The organism is Pseudomonas sp. LBUM1656 (assembly GCF_059716065.1).
Genome location: NZ_CP166800.1, coordinates 4,466,924 through 4,485,159, shown reverse-complemented (window position 1 = coordinate 4,485,159; position 18,236 = coordinate 4,466,924). Strand labels below are relative to the sequence as shown.

The 18,236-nt window shown below is 60.1% G+C and carries 17 protein-coding genes; 6 read left to right on the top strand and 11 right to left on the bottom strand.

The features are described from left to right. Window positions 1–251 precede the first annotated feature (251 nt). The gene (yegS, locus tag ACA072_RS20115; RefSeq protein ID WP_497625019.1) at window positions 252–1,169 is read left to right on the top strand and encodes a lipid kinase YegS; all 918 of its coding nucleotides are present in this window, start codon (window positions 252–254) and stop codon (window positions 1,167–1,169) included. On the opposite strand, the gene ACA072_RS20110 is transcribed toward yegS, so the two are convergent. From ACA072_RS20110 to ACA072_RS20100, 3 genes are all read right to left on the bottom strand, one after another. Continuing rightward, window positions 1,153–1,812 (bottom strand): response regulator, encoded by a 660-nt coding sequence (locus ACA072_RS20110; protein ID WP_497620114.1) that lies wholly within the window; start codon window positions 1,810–1,812, stop codon window positions 1,153–1,155. The two genes, yegS and ACA072_RS20110, sit on opposite strands and share 17 nt — an antisense overlap. Continuing rightward, window positions 1,809–2,702 (bottom strand): sensor histidine kinase, encoded by an 894-nt coding sequence (locus ACA072_RS20105; RefSeq protein ID WP_497625018.1) that lies wholly within the window; start codon window positions 2,700–2,702, stop codon window positions 1,809–1,811. Before ACA072_RS20105 ends, ACA072_RS20110 begins: the two co-directional genes overlap by 4 nt. Window positions 2,703–3,122: 420 nt before the next feature. Continuing rightward, entirely contained in the window at window positions 3,123–3,593 is a 471-nt protein-coding gene (locus tag ACA072_RS20100; protein ID WP_497620112.1) for a hypothetical protein, read from the bottom strand. A 462-nt stretch (window positions 3,594–4,055) separates the two neighbouring features. Here ACA072_RS20100 and ACA072_RS20095 point away from each other — a divergent pair, with 462 nt between their 5' ends. Both ACA072_RS20095 and ACA072_RS20090 read left to right on the top strand, forming a co-directional pair. Then, window positions 4,056–4,991: a chemotaxis protein CheV gene (locus ACA072_RS20095; protein WP_131060074.1), complete on the top strand. Its 936-nt coding sequence runs from the start codon at window positions 4,056–4,058 to the stop codon at window positions 4,989–4,991. 117 nt (window positions 4,992–5,108) lie between these two features. Continuing rightward, window positions 5,109–5,915 carry an MOSC domain-containing protein gene (locus tag ACA072_RS20090; RefSeq protein WP_497620110.1) on the top strand — a complete coding sequence of 269 codons (807 nt, stop codon included), beginning with the start codon at window positions 5,109–5,111 and terminating at the stop codon, window positions 5,913–5,915. A gap of 74 nt (window positions 5,916–5,989) precedes the next feature. Here the strand turns inward: ACA072_RS20090 and ppnP are convergent, their stop codons facing one another. From ppnP to ACA072_RS20050, 8 genes are all read right to left on the bottom strand, one after another. Then, window positions 5,990–6,274: a pyrimidine/purine nucleoside phosphorylase gene (gene ppnP, locus ACA072_RS20085; RefSeq protein WP_054614024.1), complete on the bottom strand. Its 285-nt coding sequence runs from the start codon at window positions 6,272–6,274 to the stop codon at window positions 5,990–5,992. Between the two features lie 61 nt (window positions 6,275–6,335). Next, window positions 6,336–6,884 carry a 3'-5' exonuclease gene (locus tag ACA072_RS20080; protein WP_497620107.1) on the bottom strand — a complete coding sequence of 183 codons (549 nt, stop codon included), beginning with the start codon at window positions 6,882–6,884 and terminating at the stop codon, window positions 6,336–6,338. Between the two features lie 71 nt (window positions 6,885–6,955). Further along, the gene (locus tag ACA072_RS20075; RefSeq protein WP_497620106.1) at window positions 6,956–8,917 is read right to left on the bottom strand and encodes an acetyl/propionyl/methylcrotonyl-CoA carboxylase subunit alpha; all 1,962 of its coding nucleotides are present in this window, start codon (window positions 8,915–8,917) and stop codon (window positions 6,956–6,958) included. 108 nt (window positions 8,918–9,025) lie between these two features. Further along, complete coding sequence (locus tag ACA072_RS20070; protein WP_497620104.1) at window positions 9,026–9,823, bottom strand: enoyl-CoA hydratase/isomerase family protein; 798 nt, start codon at window positions 9,821–9,823, stop codon at window positions 9,026–9,028. Continuing rightward, on the bottom strand, window positions 9,820–10,977 hold the full coding sequence (gene atuD / locus ACA072_RS20065; protein ID WP_497620102.1) for a citronellyl-CoA dehydrogenase: 1,158 nt from the start codon (window positions 10,975–10,977) through the stop codon (window positions 9,820–9,822). Before atuD ends, ACA072_RS20070 begins: the two co-directional genes overlap by 4 nt. Before the next feature lie 133 nt (window positions 10,978–11,110). Beyond that, on the bottom strand, window positions 11,111–12,727 hold the full coding sequence (gene atuC, locus ACA072_RS20060) for a geranyl-CoA carboxylase subunit beta (RefSeq protein ID WP_497620101.1): 1,617 nt from the start codon (window positions 12,725–12,727) through the stop codon (window positions 11,111–11,113). A 3-nt stretch (window positions 12,728–12,730) separates the two neighbouring features. Continuing rightward, window positions 12,731–13,600, bottom strand: a complete 870-nt coding sequence (locus ACA072_RS20055; RefSeq protein WP_497620099.1) for an SDR family oxidoreductase — start codon at window positions 13,598–13,600, stop codon at window positions 12,731–12,733. 12 nt (window positions 13,601–13,612) lie between these two features. Further along, the gene (locus ACA072_RS20050) at window positions 13,613–15,403 is read right to left on the bottom strand and encodes an acyclic terpene utilization AtuA family protein (protein ID WP_497620097.1); all 1,791 of its coding nucleotides are present in this window, start codon (window positions 15,401–15,403) and stop codon (window positions 13,613–13,615) included. A gap of 190 nt (window positions 15,404–15,593) precedes the next feature. Between ACA072_RS20050 and ACA072_RS20045 the strand changes: the two genes are divergently transcribed. From ACA072_RS20045 to ACA072_RS20035, 3 genes are all read left to right on the top strand, one after another. Next, window positions 15,594–16,220: a TetR/AcrR family transcriptional regulator gene (locus tag ACA072_RS20045; protein ID WP_497329678.1), complete on the top strand. Its 627-nt coding sequence runs from the start codon at window positions 15,594–15,596 to the stop codon at window positions 16,218–16,220. A 92-nt stretch (window positions 16,221–16,312) separates the two neighbouring features. Continuing rightward, entirely contained in the window at window positions 16,313–17,107 is a 795-nt protein-coding gene (locus ACA072_RS20040; protein ID WP_497620095.1) for a substrate-binding periplasmic protein, read from the top strand. Between the two features lie 99 nt (window positions 17,108–17,206). After that, window positions 17,207–18,220 carry a GNAT family N-acetyltransferase gene (locus ACA072_RS20035; RefSeq protein ID WP_497620093.1) on the top strand — a complete coding sequence of 338 codons (1,014 nt, stop codon included), beginning with the start codon at window positions 17,207–17,209 and terminating at the stop codon, window positions 18,218–18,220. Window positions 18,221–18,236 lie beyond the last annotated feature (16 nt).

Sequence of the window (18,236 nt, the reverse complement as noted above, 5' to 3'; positions counted from 1 at the left end):
GTCCTTGAAGAGGGTCTACTCATGGTTTGCACATCCCTGTATTTAATGTTGATGACGGTGCCGCGGACACCAAGGTGTACCAATCACCACGGTTGGTCAATTGAGCCGATTCCGCACATGTTGTAAGAAAATATCCCGCCCTGTAGGACCGCAAGGCTGCACACTCAAAAAAAATCAAATCCTTGCGACTTTTATAGGGGATGGTGAGGTCAACATCTCCCATACGGATTCCAAACATGGGAGCGACAATAATGGGTGAGCGCAAGGCGTTGTTGATTCTGCATGGCAAGCAGGCACTCAATGAAGAAGTCCGCGCAGCCGTCGACGTCAAGCGCCAGCAGGGCTGGGAGTTGGCGGTCCGAGTGACCTGGGAGGCGGGGGACGCGCAGCGGCTGGTGGAAGAAGCGCTGAATGCAGGCTATAGGCAACTGATCGCCGGTGGCGGTGATGGCACCTTGCGTGATATCGCCGAGGCGATGGCCGCGCACTCCACGCAGGCCAGTCTGGTACTGATGCCGCTGGGCACCGCCAACGATTTTGCTCGCGCCGCGGGTGTACCGCTGGAACCCGCTCTGGCGCTGGACCTTCTGGACTCGGCCCCGCACGCGATCGATCTGGGAGAGGTGGGTGGGCAGGTCTTTTTGAACATGGCCACTGGCGGCTTTGGTAGCCAGGTTACGGCGAACACCTCGGAAGACTTGAAAAAAGTCCTCGGGGGCGCCGCTTATCTGTTCACCGGGTTATCGCGTTTCAGTGAGTTGCATGCGGCCTACGGCGAGTTGCAGGGGCCGGACTTTCATTGGAGCGGTGAACTATTGGCCTTGGGTATCGGCAATGGTCGGCAGGCGGGCGGTGGTCACGTGCTGTGCCCGGAGGCATTGGCTGACGATGGTCTGCTGGATATCAGCATCTTGCCTGCGCCGCAGGAAGTGGTCAGCACGTTGAAAACGTTGCTGGCCGATGGCTTCGGCATCGACAACATGTTTGTGCGAGCTCGCCTGCCGTGGGTTGAAATCAAGGTCTCGGAAGGCCTCTACATCAATCTGGATGGCGAACCTATCGAGGGTGAGAGTTTGCGATTCTCGGCGCGCCCAGCGGCATTGCGCGTGCATTTGCCGCAGAACTCGCCGCTGCTGAGTGCTTCGAAAGCGGCTAGTCATCCAGACTGATGATTTGCTCACGCACGGCAAACAGCACCAGGCCGGCCACGTCGTAGATCTGCAAGCGCTTCATGATCTGCGAGCGGTGGGTTTCAACGGTTTTGATACTGAGGCCCAGGCCATTGGCGATTTCCCGGGTGGATTTGCCGCGCACGATCAGTCGCAGGATTTCCAGCTGGCGGGCCGTCAGGTTATGCGAGTCCGCCGTCTCGGGCTGGTGTTTCTGGTTGCGGATCAGTGCCTGGTTGATGACCGTATGCGCGATGGCCGGGCTCAGGTAGCGCTCGTTGTTGCGCAAGGCATCCAGGGCATGTTCCAGCTCGGTCGCCGTGGTGTCTTTGAGCAAATAGCCGTGAGCACCGGACTCAAGCGCCTGCATGATCAGTGCAGGATCGGTGTGCATCGACAGGATCAGCACCTTGCTTTGCGGGCGTACCCGCTTGAGTCGTTGCAAGGCCTCAAGTCCGCCTGTCTCTTTCATTGAGATATCCAGAAGAACAATGTCAGGCACCAGTTTCTCGACCATCTCGAGCAACTGCGATCCGTCACTGGCCTCTCCAATAACCGCATAGCCGGGAATATCCAGCACCAGAGCGCGCACGCCTGCCCTGATAAGCGAGTGGTCATCCACCAGAAGTAAGTTACAAGTCAATGCAAAACCTTATTCGTACTGGCCCGTTCGAGCGCACGGGGCGCCCAGGGAAAGAGTGCTTCGATTTGAGTGCCTTTGCCCGGCTCGCTGGTCACGACCAGGGTACCGCCCAGTTGATCGATCCGTTCCACCATTCCGGCCATACCGCGCTGTCCCTCTCGACCCGGGTCGGCGGCTGGCGCGAACCCCAGTCCATCGTCGCTGATTAACAGTGTCAGGCCCAGGGGCATGCGTTGCAGGCGGATCAACAAGTTGTTCGCTTTGGCGTGGCGCAGAATATTGGTCACCGCTTCCTGGGTGATTCGAAAGGCGGCCACCGCCATTTCTTCCGGTATGCCGGTCAAGCGTTGATGGCATTCCAGGCTCCAGTGTATCGAGGTATTGGCCAGGGTCTTGAGCAAATGCGCACGCAGGCTGGCTTCCAGCCCGAGACTGGCCAACTGCCTTGGATTGAGAATGGCCGAGACATCACGAACCTTGGTCAGGGTTTCATCCAGCGTGTCGCAGAGCACCGAACACTGGCCTTGCATGTCTTCAGGCATTCGGCGTTTGAGCCATTCACTTTGAAGTTTGGCAGCGGTCAGTAATTGACCAATGTCGTCATGCAGTTCTCGACTGAGTCGGTGACGCTCGTTTTCCTGTACTTCCAGTAAACGGTCGGCCAACTCTTGCGGCTGAAATTTTATTGATTTACGTGAGAGGCAATGTTGCACCCAGACGCAGGCCAGTGCCGTCATGTTGAGTATCAGCAGGCTCACCGGCATTGGAATAGACAGGCTGAAAACCAGCAGGCTGCCAAGTGCCGCACCGGTGCACAGCAAAAGCGTGAACCGTCGCGCGTGTTTTTGGGAGGGTGGCCATAGGGTGATTGACTTGAGACTGGCGTACATAGCGGATGGAGCCAATGGATGTTCGCTGCGGGCAGACCGGCCATAGTGTTGACGGGTCTCTGTCTGAAAATCTGTAGTGACTCGTCTTGAGCAGTGCAGTCCAGGGTTGAATGACAGCCTGTAACTTATCGGGCTGATCTCATCTGAAGTCACTTTGCCATTAATTGGCGTCAACTAATGGTCGGCATAATACCACTTAAGATACCGTTGGTCGCGTTTGCTATATATGTCTATTTGGTCAGGAATTAAAACGTTATGGACGATAGTTCCACAATGGAAAAAGTTTACGAAGGGAATAGTTATTTGTATCGCGCTGTCGCTGACAGGTATGAATTATTCAATTGCGACATGAGCGCACTCAAGTTAATGAGCGGCATCATGGCAATAAGAATACGCCACACGGCAATGTTATCAGGCGAATTAAGCCTGGCGCTCCGAATAGGAAACGAGCGTGAACGGTTTGGAATTAACCGGCAATTGAAAATGACTTTGTCCGACCTGAAATGCAAAGGCTTCGATCAGCGAAGTCTGTTCGCTGTCATCCAGGCTGAGTTGGCCGGTGGTCTGGTCGATGAGTTCGAGTTGCCAGGCCATCAACGTGAAGCAATCCTTCAAAGCACCCAGGGCCTGGTCATGCAGTTCCATGTGGCTTTGAGCGTGGTTCAGCAAGCCATGGATGTGCAGCGAAAATTCAGACACCGCTTCCAGCGCCAGGGCATCGGCCTTGCTGGCCAGTTTGAGAAGGCTGCTGAGCATGCAATCGATTGCGTCCTTGTCATTGCTGATCAACTGCAGGTGGCTAAGGCACTCCTCCGATTTGGCCAGGAGTGTTTCCGCCTCGACGAGGAACTCCGGAAAGCGCTGAGCCCACTGCTTAGGGTCGTTCGGCATGCTTATCTCCACAACGTCATGTCAAATGAGGGGATGTCGTGTGTGTCGACGAAGACGCCCTGCGTCCCGACGCTGCCATGCCGGCATGAGATCGCGCTCCGGCAGGCCTGGGTGCAGGCTGGGGAACTCGAGAAGGTGGATGGCCACTTACCTGCGATCGCACACAAAAGCCTGACTCCGTTCATGCAATGAGAATGGCGTCACATTAATGGCTATTGGATATTGCGAATATCAGGTTGGGCCTGATTGTTACTAGGGGAATCCCTTACACAGGGGAACCTAACGTGCAAACCGAGGTCGCGCCGCAGGGAATGAAGCAGATGAAATCACGGCGCCAGTAAAGCATGATGTTAATGTGACATCAATGCCTGATCGTGGCATTTTGTCTCAGGGTCAAGCTCTGGCAAATACAGCCGATAACCCTCTTTAGTGAATTCATCAGTACAAGCCCAGGAGTCATTAATGGCCGGCATTCTCGACACGGTAGACCAACGCACACAACTGGTGGGTGAGAATCGCCTGGAAATTCTCATGTTCCGGCTGGCCGGTCGTCAATTGTTCGCGATCAACGTCTTCAAAGTGCAGGAAGTGTTGCAGCTGCCGAAGCTGACCCTGATGCCCCAGCGCCATCCGTTTGTCTGCGGCGTGGTCAACCTGCGTGGCCAGACGCTGCCGGTGATCGACCTGTCCCAGGCTATCGGCATGCGTCCGCTGGTGCCTAGCCCTACCAGTACAATCATCGTCACCGAGTACAACCGCTCGGTGCAGGCGTTCCTGGTCGGTGGCGTGGACCGCATCGTCAACATGAACTGGGAAGCCATTTTGCCGCCGCCGACCAGCGCCGGCCGCCAGCATTACCTGACCGCCATCAGCAAGGTCGACGACCAGTTGGTGGAGATCATCGACGTTGAAAAAGTCCTGGCGGAAATCGTGCCGTACAACGCCAAGGTCTCGCGCGAGAAACTCGACGACCCGGTGCTGGAACGCGCCCGTGGCCGTGAAGTGCTGCTGGTGGACGACTCCAACGTCGCCTTGTCGCAATTGCGCGACACCCTGGGCCAGTTGGGCGTGAAGATGCACATCGCCAGCGACGGCTTGAAGGCACTGAACATGCTCAAGGCCTGGGCTGATACCGGCGTGTCGATGACCGACAAACTGCTGATGGTGTTTACCGACGCGGAAATGCCGGAAATGGACGGCTATCGCCTGACCACCGAAATCCGCAACGACCCGCGCCTGCGTGGCCTCTACGTGGTGCTGCACACGTCGCTGTCGGGCAGTTTCAACGACTCGATGGTCAAGAAGGTCGGCTGCGACAATTTCCTCTCCAAGTTCCAGCCGGACAAACTCGTCGACGTCGTGCGCCAGCGCCTGATGCTCGATGAAGTGCCGGCCTGATAAAGATGTAAAGGCTGCACACGATCTCCCACAGGTATGTTGCGTCCAACGCTCAGCCTTTGATTCAATGAGCAAGCTCGTATAGGGTGGCATTTTTTGCCCTCCAGGGAGCTGGCCATGTTGCGTCTTAGCGCGCTTTACCGTTATCCGTTGAAATCCGGCAAGGGCGAGACCCTGCAACAGGTCAGACTCGATAAGCTGGGTCTGGACGGTGATCGACGCTGGATGCTGGTGGACGAGGCCAGCGGGCGCTTTCTGACCCAGCGAGCGGTGGGGCAGATGAGTCAGTTGTCGGCGTTGTGGAATGCCGACGGTGGCTTGACCCTCAGTGCTCCCGGGCGCTCACCCATCGACATTGCATTGCCAGGCAGCGACGCTGAACTGCGCGGTGTGACAATCTTCAAAGACAGTCTGCGGGTGCCCGATGCCGGTGATGAGGCCGGTGCCTGGGTCAGTGAGTTCATCGGAAAACCGACGCGCCTGGTGCAAATTCCTCTGGATCGCGCGCGCACCACGCAAGCGGGCTACGGCCGGGATGACGATCAAGTGGCCTTCGCCGATGGCTTCCCGCTGTTGCTGATCGGGCAGGCATCCCTGGAGGACTTGTCGAAAAAGGTCGGGCGACCGCTGGAAATGCTGCGTTTTCGACCGAACCTGGTGATCGAGGGCAGCGAGGCCTTTGCCGAAGATAGCTGGAAGCGTATCCGCATTGGCGATGTCGAGTTCCGCGTGGTCAAGTCCTGTTCACGCTGCATCCTGACCACCATCGACCCGCAAACCGGTGAGCGAAGCGATGATCGCGAACCTCTGGCCACGTTGCAGAAATACCGTTCCGAGGCCGACGGCGCGATGTTCGGGCAGAACCTGGTCAACGACAGCAACGGCCAACTTGAAGTCGGTATGCCGGTGACGATCCTGGAATAAACAGACTGAATGAAAAATGCCCGCGTCCAAAAAGGACGCGGGCATTTTTTTTGTCGCTGTGAAAACCCGGGGGGTTAGCCGCGGTATTCACACAGGTAAGCGGTGTCGACGGCCACTTTCAACTGGAACTTGCTGTTGGCAGGCACGTTGAACTGGCTGCCGGCGGCGAAGGTTTCCCAGTCGCTGCTGTCAGGCAGTTTGACGGTCAGGGCGCCGGTCACCACGTGCATGATTTCGCGCTGGCTGGTGCCGAATTCGTATTCGCCCGGAGCCATGACGCCGATGGTCGCAGGACCTTCAGCGGTGCCAAAGGCGATCGACTTGACGGTGCCGTCGAAGTACTCGTTGACTTTAAACATGGGCGATTCCTCGAAAAGGGCTAAAAAGGGCCGGCCAGTATGCACAAGGCCTCGAACGCCGTCACCTCTCCGGCGGGAGAACCTGTGGCAACAGACGCGCCGTATTGCGCGCATCTTCCAGTGCCCGATGCTGTTGGCCATTGAACTGCATGCCCGCCAGTTGCAGCGAGCCGTTGAGCCCCAGAGGACGCTCCAGGCGTCGGGCCTTGGCAAAGCGCTGCTTGAGATTCATGTGCGGCACGCTGGCGAGAACGCTCGTCAGTTGCAGTCGCTGCCATTCCTGAAGCAGTTGCTTGCGATCGTAGTCGCCCCAACTGGCCCAGCCCTCCAGCTCCGATTGATGGCGCACGAGCCATTGCTCGAACGACGGCCAGACCTCGCTCAGCGTCAGCGCGGCGTCGACATTGGCCTGGGTGATGTGCGTCAATTCCCGGCAAAACGGCGTCAGCAGCGGGCGTCGCAACGGCTGTACGAAGCACTGGAAGTAATCCACTTCGCGTCCTTTGCGGTCCACGAGGGTGGCACCGATTTCGATGATTTCCATTTCCGTTACTGGCCAGCCACCGTCATCGGTGGTGGCTTCCAGATCGATCACCAGCCAGTGAGGCATTGCAGGGTTCCTGGTATCCGCGTCGTGATAGGGCTTGAGCGTAGCCAAAGCCGGCGGATCCGCCTAGCGGCTTATTCGACCTCCAACAAAATCTGACGATTTTTGACCTGATCGCCGACCCGGACCTGCAAGCGTTTAAGCACCCCGTCGATACCTGATTTGAGCGGGTGCTCCATTTTCATCGCTTCAAGCACCACCAATAGCTGGCCCTTGCTGACCGGGCTACCCTCGCTGACCAGCACGTCGACGATCGCCCCGTCCATGGGCGCCTTGAGGGTGCCGGAGCTGACGCTGGCCTGGCTGCTGACCAACGCCTGGGTGCGATCGATCAGTCGCAGGCTGCCGGGGCGGGTGAACAGCCAGAGTTGCCCGGCCGCGAGGCGGTAGGCATGGCGTTGGCGGACGCCGTCGATCATCAGGGTTGCCCAGTGACCGTCGCACTGGATGACCTTCAACTCGAGGGTTCGGTCGCCGACTTGCAAGCGATACGGTGCGTCAGGCCCTGAATTCAACTCCACCGGCCAGTCCTGATCCCCCAGACCGATTCGATAATGCAGGGGCACGCTGGCGTTGTTCCGCCAGCCGGCCAGCGGGGCGGGATGAGACTGCGCCGACGTGTGATAGAACAACGTAGCCGCAATGGCCAGCTCTTCGGCGCTCGGCACCGGCGGATGCAGACAAGGATGGTCGGCGAAACAGCTCGGGATGAACCCGGTGCTGAATTCGCCGCTGATGAACTGCGGGTGTTGCAGCAGGCTGGCAAGCAAGCGCTGATTGCTTTGCACGCCCAGCAGCACGCTGTCCTGCACTGCCCGCAGCAGCTTGCGCCGGGCTTCTTCACGGGTGGCGCCATGGGCGATGATCTTGCCCAGCAGCGGATCGTAGAACGGGCTGATGTCCTGGCCTTCGATCAAGCCATGATCGATCCGCACACCGTCCTGCAGCGCGAGCTCCCAAGCCTCGATTCGACCGGTTTGCGGCAAAAAGCCCTGGGCCGGATCTTCGGCGTACAAACGCACTTCCATGGCATGCCCGTTGAGTTTCACCTCTTCCTGTTTCAAAGGCAGCGGCAGGCCCTCGGCGACGTGCAGTTGCCAAGCCACCAGATCAAGGCCGGTGATCAATTCGGTCACCGGGTGTTCCACTTGCAGCCGGGTGTTCATCTCCAGGAAGTAGAACTGCCCGCGTGCATCCAGCAGGAACTCCACGGTGCCGGCACCCACGTAATTCACCGCGCGCCCGGCCATGAGCGCCGCTTCGCCCATGGCTTGGCGCAATTCGCTGGTCATCACCGGGCAGGGCGCTTCCTCGATGACTTTCTGGTGGCGGCGCTGGATCGAACAGTCGCGCTCCCCGAGGTAGATCAGGTTGCCGTGCTGGTCGCCAAACACCTGAACCTCGACGTGACGCGGATCGATCAGCGCTTGTTCGAGGATCAGTTCGTCGCTGCCGAACCCGTGCAGGGCTTCGGAGCGCGCGGTTCGCAGCTGTTCCAGCAAATCGTCGGCACTGTGCACCAGGCGCATGCCGCGTCCGCCACCGCCGGCGCTGGCCTTGATCATCAGCGGGTAGCCGATGCGTTCGGCTTCGCGGCTCAGGGTCGCGTCGTCCTGTTCGGCACCTTGATAGCCTTTGATGCACGGCACGCCGGCCGCGAGCATGGCGAGTTTCGACCGCCGCTTGCTGCCCATCAACTCGATCGCTTCGGGGCTCGGGCCGATGAAGGTGATGCCGGCGGATTGGCAGGCGAGGGCGAATTCGGCGTTTTCCGAGAGGAAACCGTAGCCAGGGTGAATCGCGTCGGCACCGCTGCGCCGGGCGGCGTCGATGATTGCCGGGATGTTCAGATAGGACTGTTGCACCGGGGCCGGGCCGATGTTGACGGCTTCATCGGCCATTTGGACGTGCAGGGCATCGGCGTCGGCGTCGCTGAACACGGCAACGGTGCGGTAGCCCAGGGCGTGGGCGGTGCGCTGGATACGGCAGGCGATTTCACCGCGGTTGGCGATGAGGATTTTGCTGAGTCCGGGCATGGGTTATTCCCTTGTTGTCGCGGTGAATGTGATGGCCTCTTCGCGAGCAAGCCCGCTCCCACATTTGGAATGCATTTCAAGGTGGGAGCTGGCTTGCCTGCGATGCTTTTAGAGGGCCCACCCCGGTTTACGTTTTTGCACGAAGGCCATGGTCCCCTCGACCCCTTCCGCCCCGGTCACCGCATCGCTGAACCACTCGGCCGCTTCATCCAGCAAGGCGTCGGACGGTTGTCCCGCACTCGCCAGCAACAGTCTTTTTGTCGTGGCATTCGCCCCCGGCGCACAGCACAACACATGGGCGAGGATTTCATCGAGGCGCTCGGCCAAGGCTTGCGCGTCATGCTCGACGAAATGCACCAACCCCATGCGCCGCGCCTGGGTGCCATCGAAACGCGCGGCAGTCAGTGCCAGTCGACGTGCCTGGGTCAAGCCGATGCGCTGGACCACGAACGGCGCGATCTGCGCGGGCAGCAGACCGAGGCTGGTTTCCGGCAGGCCGAACTGCGCCAGGTGGTCGGCCAGAGCAACGTCACTGACGCAGGCCAGCCCCAATCCACCGCCGAGCACTGCGCCTTGCAGCACCGTGATCACCACTTGCGGCGCGTGTTGCACTTCTTGCAGCAGCGCGCCGAACGCCCGGTTCAAATCGCGATAGGCCTGGGAGCCTTGAGTGCGGGCATTGGCCATGTCCTTGATGTCGCCACCGGCGCAAAAATGCCCACCGGCACCGCCGATCACCAGCGCACGAACGGCTCGATCGTCACGCACCGCGGCGAGCACCGCACGCAGTTCAGCGACCATCTGCAAGCTCATGGCATTGCGGCTTTCCGGGCGGTTGAGGGTGATGTGCAGCACGCCGTTATGGGATTCGAGCAGCAAGGTCTGGCATACCGGCAGGGCGCTCATTTCTTTTTCCCCGGCAGGATGCCCATGAGTTTGCAGATGATCCCCAACATGATTTCGTCGGCACCGCCGCCGATCGACACCAGCCGCACGTCACGGTAGGCGCGGGCCACCGGGTTGTCCCACATGAAGCCCATGCCGCCCCAGTATTGCAGGCAGCTGTCGCTGACTTCGCGGCCCAGGCGCCCGGCCTTGAGTTTGGCCATCGACGCCAGGCGCGTAACGTCCTGACCTTTGATGTATTGCTCGGTGGCCTGGTAGACCAGCGCCCGCAGGCATTCGATTTCGGTTTGCAACTCGGCCAGGCGAAAGTGAATGACCTGATTGTCGATCAGCGCGCTGCCAAAGGTTTTGCGTTCCTTGCAGTACTCGATGGTGCTGTCGACGCAGTACTCCAGGCCCTTGATCATGTTCGCCGCGCCGAACAAGCGTTCTTCCTGGAATTGCAGCATCTGCATCATGAAGCCCGCGCCTTCGTGGCCGATGCGGTTGCGTTGCGGCACGCGCACGTTGTCGAAAAACACCTGGGCGGTTTCCGAACTGCGCATGCCGAGCTTGTCCAGGTGCGAGCTGAGGCTGATGCCGGGGGTGTTCATCGGCAACATGATCAGCGACTTGTTGACGTGCGGTTTGTCGTCAGAGGTGTTGGCCAACAGGCAAATGAAGTCGGCGCTTGGCGAGTTGGTGATCCACATTTTGCTGCCGTTGATCACGTAGTCATCGCCGTCCTTGCGGGCGGTGGTTTTCAACCCGGCCACGTCGGAACCAGCGCCGACTTCTGAGACGCCGATGCAGCCGACCTGTTCACCGGTAATCGCCGGACGCAGAAACTCTTCGCGCAACTCATCGGAGCCGAAGCGGGCGAGTGCAGGGGTGCACATGTCGGTCTGCACGCCGATGGACATCGGGATCCCGCCGCAGTGAATGGTGCCGAACTCTTCGGCGGCGACGATCGAATAGCTGTAGTCGAGGCCCATGCCGCCAAACTGTTCCGGTTTGGAAATCCCCAGCAAGCCGAGGTCACCGGCCTTGCGAAAGATCTCGTGAATCGGGAAGCGCCCGGCCTTCTCCCATTCCTCGACGTGAGGATTGATCTCGTGCTCGACGAATTGGCGGACCGTGCGACGCAGTGCTTCGTGTTCCTGGGTGAAGATCATTTTTATTGTTCTCCTGACGAACCCGATCGTTCCCACGCTCTGCGTGGTAACGCCACTTTGGACGCTCTGCGTCCGCTTTTGGGACGCGGAGCGTCCCGGGCTGCATTCCCACGCAGAGCGTGGGAACGATCAATCAAAATCTCGCGACGCCAAAACTGTTGGTTTGCAGTGGCCGCACGTCGGCCTCGTGACAGATGTCCAGCAAGTAGCCGAGCAAGGTTCGGGTATCCCGGGGGTCGATCAGCCCGTCGTCCCACAGATTGGCGCTGCCATACAGCGCGGTGGACTGGCTGTCGAGTTTCTGCGCGGTGACCTGTTCCAGCATGTCGAGCATTTTCGGGTCGGGCACCAGGCCGTCCTTGAGCTGTTTGGCTTCGGTGACGATCCGCAAAACCTTGCCGGCCTGGGCGCCGCCCATGACCGCAGTGCGGCTGTTGGGCCAGGCGAGGATGAAACGTGGGTCGAGGCCGCGGCCGCACATCGCGTAGTTGCCGGCGCCATAGGAGCCGCCGACGACGATGGTCAGCTTGGGCACCCGGGCATTGGCTACCGCCTGAATCATCTTCGCGCCGTGCTTGATCACGCCTTGCTGTTCCGATTCGGTGCCGACCATGAACCCGGTGGTGTTGTGGAAAAACAGCAGCGGCGTCCGGCTCTGGTCACACAGCTGAATGAATTGCGCCGCCTTGCTCGCGCCCTTGGGCGTGATCGGGCCGTTGTTGCCGATGAATCCGCAGGCGCGACCCTGAATGTGCAAGTGGCCGCAGATGGTCTGCTGATCGAACTCGCCCTTGAATTCGAGGAAGCTCGAACCGTCGGCAATCCGCGCGATGATTTCGCGCACGTCATAAGGTTTTTTCGGGTCATCGGGAATCAGTCCGAGCAACTCGTCGATGGGGTAGAGCGGGTCTTCCCAGTACCGGGCGGGCGCTGCGGGTAACCGTGCATTCCACGACAGCAGGCTGACAATCTCGCGCACCTGGCGCACGCCATCGGCATCGTTCTCGGCCAGGTATTCGGCGGTGCCGGCGGTTTGCGCGTGCATCTCGGCGCCGCCCAGTTCTTCATCGGTGGCGACTTCGCCGGTGGCGGCTTTGAGCAGCGGCGGACCGGCCAGGAACAGCTTCGCCTTGCCGCGTACCACCACCACGTAATCTGATAGACCCGGCTGATAAGCCCCGCCCGCCGTGGCCGAGCCGTGGACCACGGTGATCTGCGGCAGCCCCATGGCCGACATCCGCGCCTGATTGGCAAAGCTGCGCGCGCCTTCGACGAAAATCTCTGCCGCGTAATTGAGGTTGGCGCCGCCACTCTCGGCGAGGGTGATCACCGGCAGTTTGTTCTCCATGGCGATCTGTTGCAGGCGCAGGGACTTTTTCAGGCCGCTGGGGGAAATGGTCCCGCCTTTGATCGCGCTGTTGTTCGCCACCACCAGCACCCGCACGCCGGACACGTAACCGATCCCGGCGATCAAACCGCCACCGGCTGAGCTGCCGTCCTTGTCGTCGTGAAGTTTGTAGCCGGCCAGGCTCGCCAGTTCGAGGAACGGCGCGCCAGGGTCGAGCAGCAGATTGAGGCGTTCACGGGGCAGCAACTGGCCGCGCTTGTCGAATTTTGGCTTGGCTTCGGCCGCCTTGTTCACCAGGTTTTGTTCGAGCTGGCGGACCTGCTCGATGCCGACCAGCATCGCGGTGCGGTTCTGCGCGAACTGTTCGATGAACGGGTCGATTTGGGACTGGATCACCGGCATGGCTTATTCCTTGTCCTTGAGTACGTCGGGTAAATACGCTCGATGAAAGCCGTTATACGACTCACTGTTCTGCGCCTTGTGAATCGGCCATGCCCGACCGCCAAGGCTCGCCGCACCGTCGATGCGCAGCGTGCTCCCACTGACGAACCCCGCGGCCGGGCTAAGCAGGAAAACAATCGCCGCGCTGACTTCCGATTCAGTGCCGATGCGCTTGAGCGGCACGTGTTCGCGCAAGGTCGGAATCACTGCTTTGAACGCACCTTCGTAGGTGTCCATGCCGCTCGATGCCACCCAGCCCGGCGCCACCGCGTTGACCCGCACCCCGGCATAACCCCATTCGAAGGCAGCGGTCTTGGTGAGGTTATCCATACCAGAACGCGCAGCGCCCGAGTGGCCCATGCCGGGCATGCCGCCCCACATGTCGGCGAGCATGTTGACGATGGCGCCGCCGTGTTTGCTCATCGACTGATTGAACACTTCCCGAGCCATCAGGAAACCGCCCACCAGGTTGGTGCGCATCACGGTTTCGAAACCTTTTTGATTGATCGAAGCCAGAGGCGACGGGTATTGGCCGCCGGCATTGTTGACCAGCCCGTGAATCGGACCGTGCTTGCGAATCAACTCGCTGACCAGCTGCGTGACCGCTTCTTCTTCACGAATATCGCAGGTGGCCCAGTCCGCCTTGCCACCGTCTTCGGCAATCTCGGCGGCGACGCTTTTCAACTTGTCAGCCTTGCGCCCGACCAGCAGCACGTGGGCGCCGAGTGCCGCCAGTTCGTGGGCGGTGCAGCGGCCGATGCCGCTGCCGCCGCCGGTGACGATGATGTTTTGGCCTGCAAACAGATCGGCTTTGAAAATCGAATCGTACGCCATGGCGACAGTCCTCTAGTTGACCTGGTCGGCGATGCGCTGGGGCACCGGAATCTGGATGTCCAGCAACTGCTGGGCGAAGGCCTTGCCTTGCGGATCGATCCGCAGGCTGGCCACGCCGCCACCGCCGAGGGCGTTTTCCAGAAGAAAATTGAAGCTGTGAGTGCCGGGCAAATACCAACGCTCGACACGTCCATGTACCGGGTCGAGGACGTGGCTCATCCAGTCGACCATCACCTCAGGCGTCAGGGCCTCGGCGATCCAGGGCAAATACTCGGGCTCACGGGCCATGACGCCGATGTTGCTGTGATTGCCCTTGTCACCGGAGCGGGCCACGGCGAGTTTGATCAGGGCCACGCTGGCATCGGCGCGGCCGGTGGGTTGCGGCGGGTCGAACGGAACGGGCAAGTCATCCGGATCGAGCACATCGACAGCGGGCAGGGCGCACGGGTGGCGCTGACCCTTGATATCAATTTCCAGCGTGCAGGCGCTTTTGTCGATGAGGAACGAGAACAGCCGGATCAGCGGATACACCGTCGGCCGTCCGCCGACAATCCCGGTCAGCCCCGGCGCCATGCCGGTGGCGGCCTGGGCGATCTCCCGGGAAAACACGATCAATGCCTGTTTGCTCGGATGACGCACGGCGAGTTTGATCACCACTTCACGGCTGTCCTGGCGTTGGCCGTGAGGGCCGTAAGTGGCTTCGCTGCCGAGCAGTTCGATGTTCACTTCACTGAAAGGCGCCCAACCGCGCTGGCTGAAAATATCCGAGGTCTTGTTGATGATCGCCTGGCTGACCCGTTCGGCCTTGTCCACCGCATCGATGCCGGCGATCAGGCAACTGGCGGTGCAGCGGAAACCGTCCGGGTAAGTCGCGCTGATCTTGTACTGATCGGTCGGTGGCAAGCCTTTGGCGCCATGCACCCGGACCGCGTTTTTACCTTGTTGCACGAGTTTGACCTGGGTGAAATCGCAGACCACGTCAGGCAACAGGTAGGCCTGGGGGTTGCCGATTTCATAGAGCATCTGTTCGCCAACCGTCAGCGGCGTGACCAGGCCGCCGGAGCCCTCAGGCTTGCTGACGATGAACTGGCTGTCGGCGCTGACTTCAACGATGGGGAAGCCGATGTGTTCGTAATCGGGCACGTCGCGCCAGTCGGTGAAATTGCCGCCGGTGCACTGGGCGCCACATTCGATGATGTGCCCGGCCAATGCGGCCTGGGCCAACTTGTCGTAGTCATGCCAGGACCAGCCGAATTCATGCACCAGCGCGGCACTCACCACCGCGCTGTCGACGACGCGGCCGGTAATGACGATATCGGCACCCAGTCGAAGGGCTTCGACAATGCCCGGTGCGCCGAGGTAGGCGTTGGTCGAGACGCACATCGGTGGTAACGGCGCGCCGCTGAACATTTCATGGAGGCCGCGGCAGCTCAGCTGTTTGAACTGCGGTTGCAGGTCGTCGCCCAGCAGCACGGCGATCTTCAGTGAGACGCCAGCCTTGTCGCACGCCGCTTGCAGGGCAGCGGCGCAGGCCTGTGGATTGACCCCGCCGGCGTTGCTGATGACACGGATTTTTTGGTCGGCGAGTTGCCCCAGCAATGGGCTGAGGACTTCGATGAAGTCGCCCGCATAGCCTGCCTGCGGATCTTTCATCCGTGCGCCGGCCATGATCGACATGGTGATTTCGGCCAGATAATCGAAGACCAGATAGTCCAGGCGACCACCGTCCACCAGTTGCGCGGCGGCGGTCGAGGTGTCGCCCCAGAACGCGCTGGCGCATCCGATGCGAATCGTTTCAGGCACAGCCCATTCCATAACCACCTCCGACAGACGTGCATCGAGACTACCAAGCAAGCGCTTGGTTTGTAAACGGCTGAAATATCTTCTGCCCGAGCGCTTGCTTGGTTGCCGTCGCCAGCTTAAATTGCCCGCGCAACCCCGCTGTTTTAGCGGCGGGCGGCGCATTTGATTGATCGACTGTAGGAGAGAACGGGTGGACGAGCAAAAAGCCCTGGGGGTCATGCGCGAATTGGTCGACAGCGGCCAATTGACCGACCCTGACAGCGCCCGCGGCAAACTGCTGCAAGTGGCGGCTCACCTGTTCCGCAACAAAGGCTATGAACGCACCACCGTGCGCGATCTGGCCGGTGCCGTGGGCATCCAGTCGGGCAGCATCTTTCATCACTTCAAAAGCAAGGACGAGATCCTGCGGGCGGTGATGGAAGAGACCATTCGCTACAACACAGCGCTGATGCACGCCGCCCTGGCCGAGGCCGGCAATGTACGCGAGCGGGTGCTGGCGCTGATTCGCTGCGAATTGCAGTCGATCATGGGCGGCAGTGGCGAGGCCATGGCGGTGTTGGTGTATGAATGGCGTTCGCTGTCCGAAGACGGACAGGCGCAGGTGCTGGCGCTGCGCGATATTTATGAAGCGCTGTGGCTGCAAGTGCTGGGTGAAGCCAAGGACGCCGGTTTTATTCGCGGCGATGTGTTCATCACGCGTCGTTTTCTGACGGGCGCGTTGTCCTGGACCACCACCTGGTTTCGGGCCGGCGGCAGCATGAGTCTTGATCAATTGGCCGATGAAGCATTGATACTTGTGCTCGAAGAGAAGCAATAAGTTGTCATGAGTCAGCAGGAAACTGGCTAAGTGGCCGAAACCGCCTAGCTTGAATGCATTGATGCGTATTTTTTGGGGAGTGGGTTGTTTTGATGTCTTCGCCAATTAGGACGGCCTCGCAGCTTTTGCTGGCGTCGCTCGTGGCAGTCTGGGTGTTGCCATCCCAGGCTGCGCAACTGGTGCGGGTCGGTGCCGCGCATTTCCCGCCTTATACCGTGCGCCCGGAATCCGGTGCCGACACTGGGCTGTTGCCGCAATTGGTGGAAGCCTTGAATCAATTGCAGGGTGACTATCAGTTCGTTTTGGTGCCGACTTCGATTCCTCGCCGATTTGGTGATTTCAAACAAGGCCGGGTCGATATGGCCATTTTCGAGAACCCGGACTGGGGCTGGAAGGACATTCCCCACACCAGCGTCGACATGGGCCTTGAAGACGCCGAGATTTTCGTCGCGCAACGTGCGCCCGATCGCCAGCAAAGCTATTTTGCCGACCTCACCGGCAAGCGTCTGGCGCTGTTTAGCGGCTATCACTACGAGTTCGCAAACTTCAATGCCGACCCGAAATTCCTCGCGCAGAACTATGACGCCACGCTGACCTATTCCCATGACAGCAACCTGTTGATGGTGTTGCGCGGGCGGGCCGACATTGCCTTGGTGACGCGCTCCTACCTGAGTGACTACCTGCTGCGTAATGAGCAAGTGGCCGATCAACTGCTGGTGTCCCAGCGCATCGATCAGGTGTATCACCACTACGCGATCCTGCGTCCGGCCGCGCCCATCAGTGGCGAGGCGTTTGGCAAGCTGCTGCAAGGGTTGCGGGACAATGGCCAGATGCTGAAGATTTTCGATCCGTACAAGATTGCGGTGGTGCCGGTGCCCAAACCCTGAAGGGCGCCGCAGGTCACGTCATTCGCGACTTCGCTTAAATTTCCTGCCTCGGCTCACGTCACATGGTTGAACTGTCGACGATTATCGTGAGCCCGACCCATGCACAATCTGAATGACCTGACTGCCTTGGCCTTGCCCAACGGAAGCCGTCTTGTAGCTGATGAAACCGAGAATCGCCTGCACCTCAGCCTGGAAGGTCAGGCGCTGATCGAACTGCGCCTGACCCGCGAACCCGAATTGACGGTGCAGGTAGAACAGTGCTTCGACACGTCTGAAGAACAGGCGCTCTGGGCAGCCTGCTATTGGCTGTTTGCCCGTGATCCGGCGTGCCAGCACCTGACATTCCAACTTCCGCAATCACCCACCGACGCCTTGGCGAGCGGGTTGCTGATTCCCTCCGACACCACCGGCCAATACCGCTGCGAACGCACGCTGTTCTGGCAGTTGCCTCTGCCGTGGTTGAGCCAGGCGCTGACCGCCAGTTATCCGCAGCAAATGGTCATCAGCGGCGGCAAGCGTCATCCTCTGCGCCCGCTGAAACCCCGGGGTGAAGTCTATCGGCGTTTCGATGCGCGGCTCGGTGCCTGGATTTCCCTGCGCACGGTGGACATCGACCTCGACCTGGCACGTTTCAATCGCTGGCAGAACAGCCCGCGGGTCGCCAGTTTCTGGCAGGAGGAGGGGAGCCTTGAGCAGCACCGTGAATACCTGAGCAAACTCGAAGCCGACCCGCACACGGTGACGCTGATCGGTTGTTTCGATGATCAGCCGTTTGCCTATTTCGAAGCCTATTGGGCCAAGGAAGATCGCATCGCACCGTTCTATGACGCCGGTGATTACGACCGCGGTATCCACATGCTGGTAGGCGAAGAAAATCACCGCGGCCCGCACAAGGTGGCGAGCTGGTTATCGGCGCTGACGCATTTCCTGTTTCTCGACGATCCGCGCACTCAGCGAGTGGTCGCCGAGCCTCGCGCCGACAACACGAAGATGATCGGGTATATGCAGAACCAGGGTTACCACTGCGAGAAAGAGTTCGACTTCCCGCACAAGCGCGCGGCGTTGATGATGCTTGGGCGTGAGCGGTTTTTTGATCGGTGTGCGTTGGCTTGATGGGGAAGGCTCAAGA

Bases quoted from the DNA above. Each gene is read 5' to 3' on its own strand.
- yegS (WP_497625019.1), top strand. From the start codon at position 252: ATGGGTGAGCGCAAGGCGTTGTTGATTCTGCATGGCAAGCAGGCACTC.
- ACA072_RS20105 (WP_497625018.1), bottom strand. From the start codon at position 2,702: ATGTACGCCAGTCTCAAGTCAATCACCCTATGGCCACCCTCCCAAAAA.
- ACA072_RS20100 (WP_497620112.1), bottom strand. From the start codon at position 3,593: ATGCCGAACGACCCTAAGCAGTGGGCTCAGCGCTTTCCGGAGTTCCTC.
- ACA072_RS20095 (WP_131060074.1), top strand. From the start codon at position 4,056: ATGGCCGGCATTCTCGACACGGTAGACCAACGCACACAACTGGTGGGT.
- ACA072_RS20090 (WP_497620110.1), top strand. From the start codon at position 5,109: ATGTTGCGTCTTAGCGCGCTTTACCGTTATCCGTTGAAATCCGGCAAG.
- ppnP (WP_054614024.1), bottom strand. From the start codon at position 6,274: ATGTTTAAAGTCAACGAGTACTTCGACGGCACCGTCAAGTCGATCGCC.
- ACA072_RS20080 (WP_497620107.1), bottom strand. From the start codon at position 6,884: ATGCCTCACTGGCTGGTGATCGATCTGGAAGCCACCACCGATGACGGT.
- ACA072_RS20075 (WP_497620106.1), bottom strand. From the start codon at position 8,917: ATGCCCGGACTCAGCAAAATCCTCATCGCCAACCGCGGTGAAATCGCC.
- ACA072_RS20070 (WP_497620104.1), bottom strand. From the start codon at position 9,823: ATGAGCGCCCTGCCGGTATGCCAGACCTTGCTGCTCGAATCCCATAAC.
- atuD (WP_497620102.1), bottom strand. From the start codon at position 10,977: ATGATCTTCACCCAGGAACACGAAGCACTGCGTCGCACGGTCCGCCAA.
- atuC (WP_497620101.1), bottom strand. From the start codon at position 12,727: ATGCCGGTGATCCAGTCCCAAATCGACCCGTTCATCGAACAGTTCGCG.
- ACA072_RS20055 (WP_497620099.1), bottom strand. From the start codon at position 13,600: ATGGCGTACGATTCGATTTTCAAAGCCGATCTGTTTGCAGGCCAAAAC.
- ACA072_RS20040 (WP_497620095.1), top strand. From the start codon at position 16,313: ATGTCTTCGCCAATTAGGACGGCCTCGCAGCTTTTGCTGGCGTCGCTC.
- ACA072_RS20035 (WP_497620093.1), top strand. From the start codon at position 17,207: ATGCACAATCTGAATGACCTGACTGCCTTGGCCTTGCCCAACGGAAGC.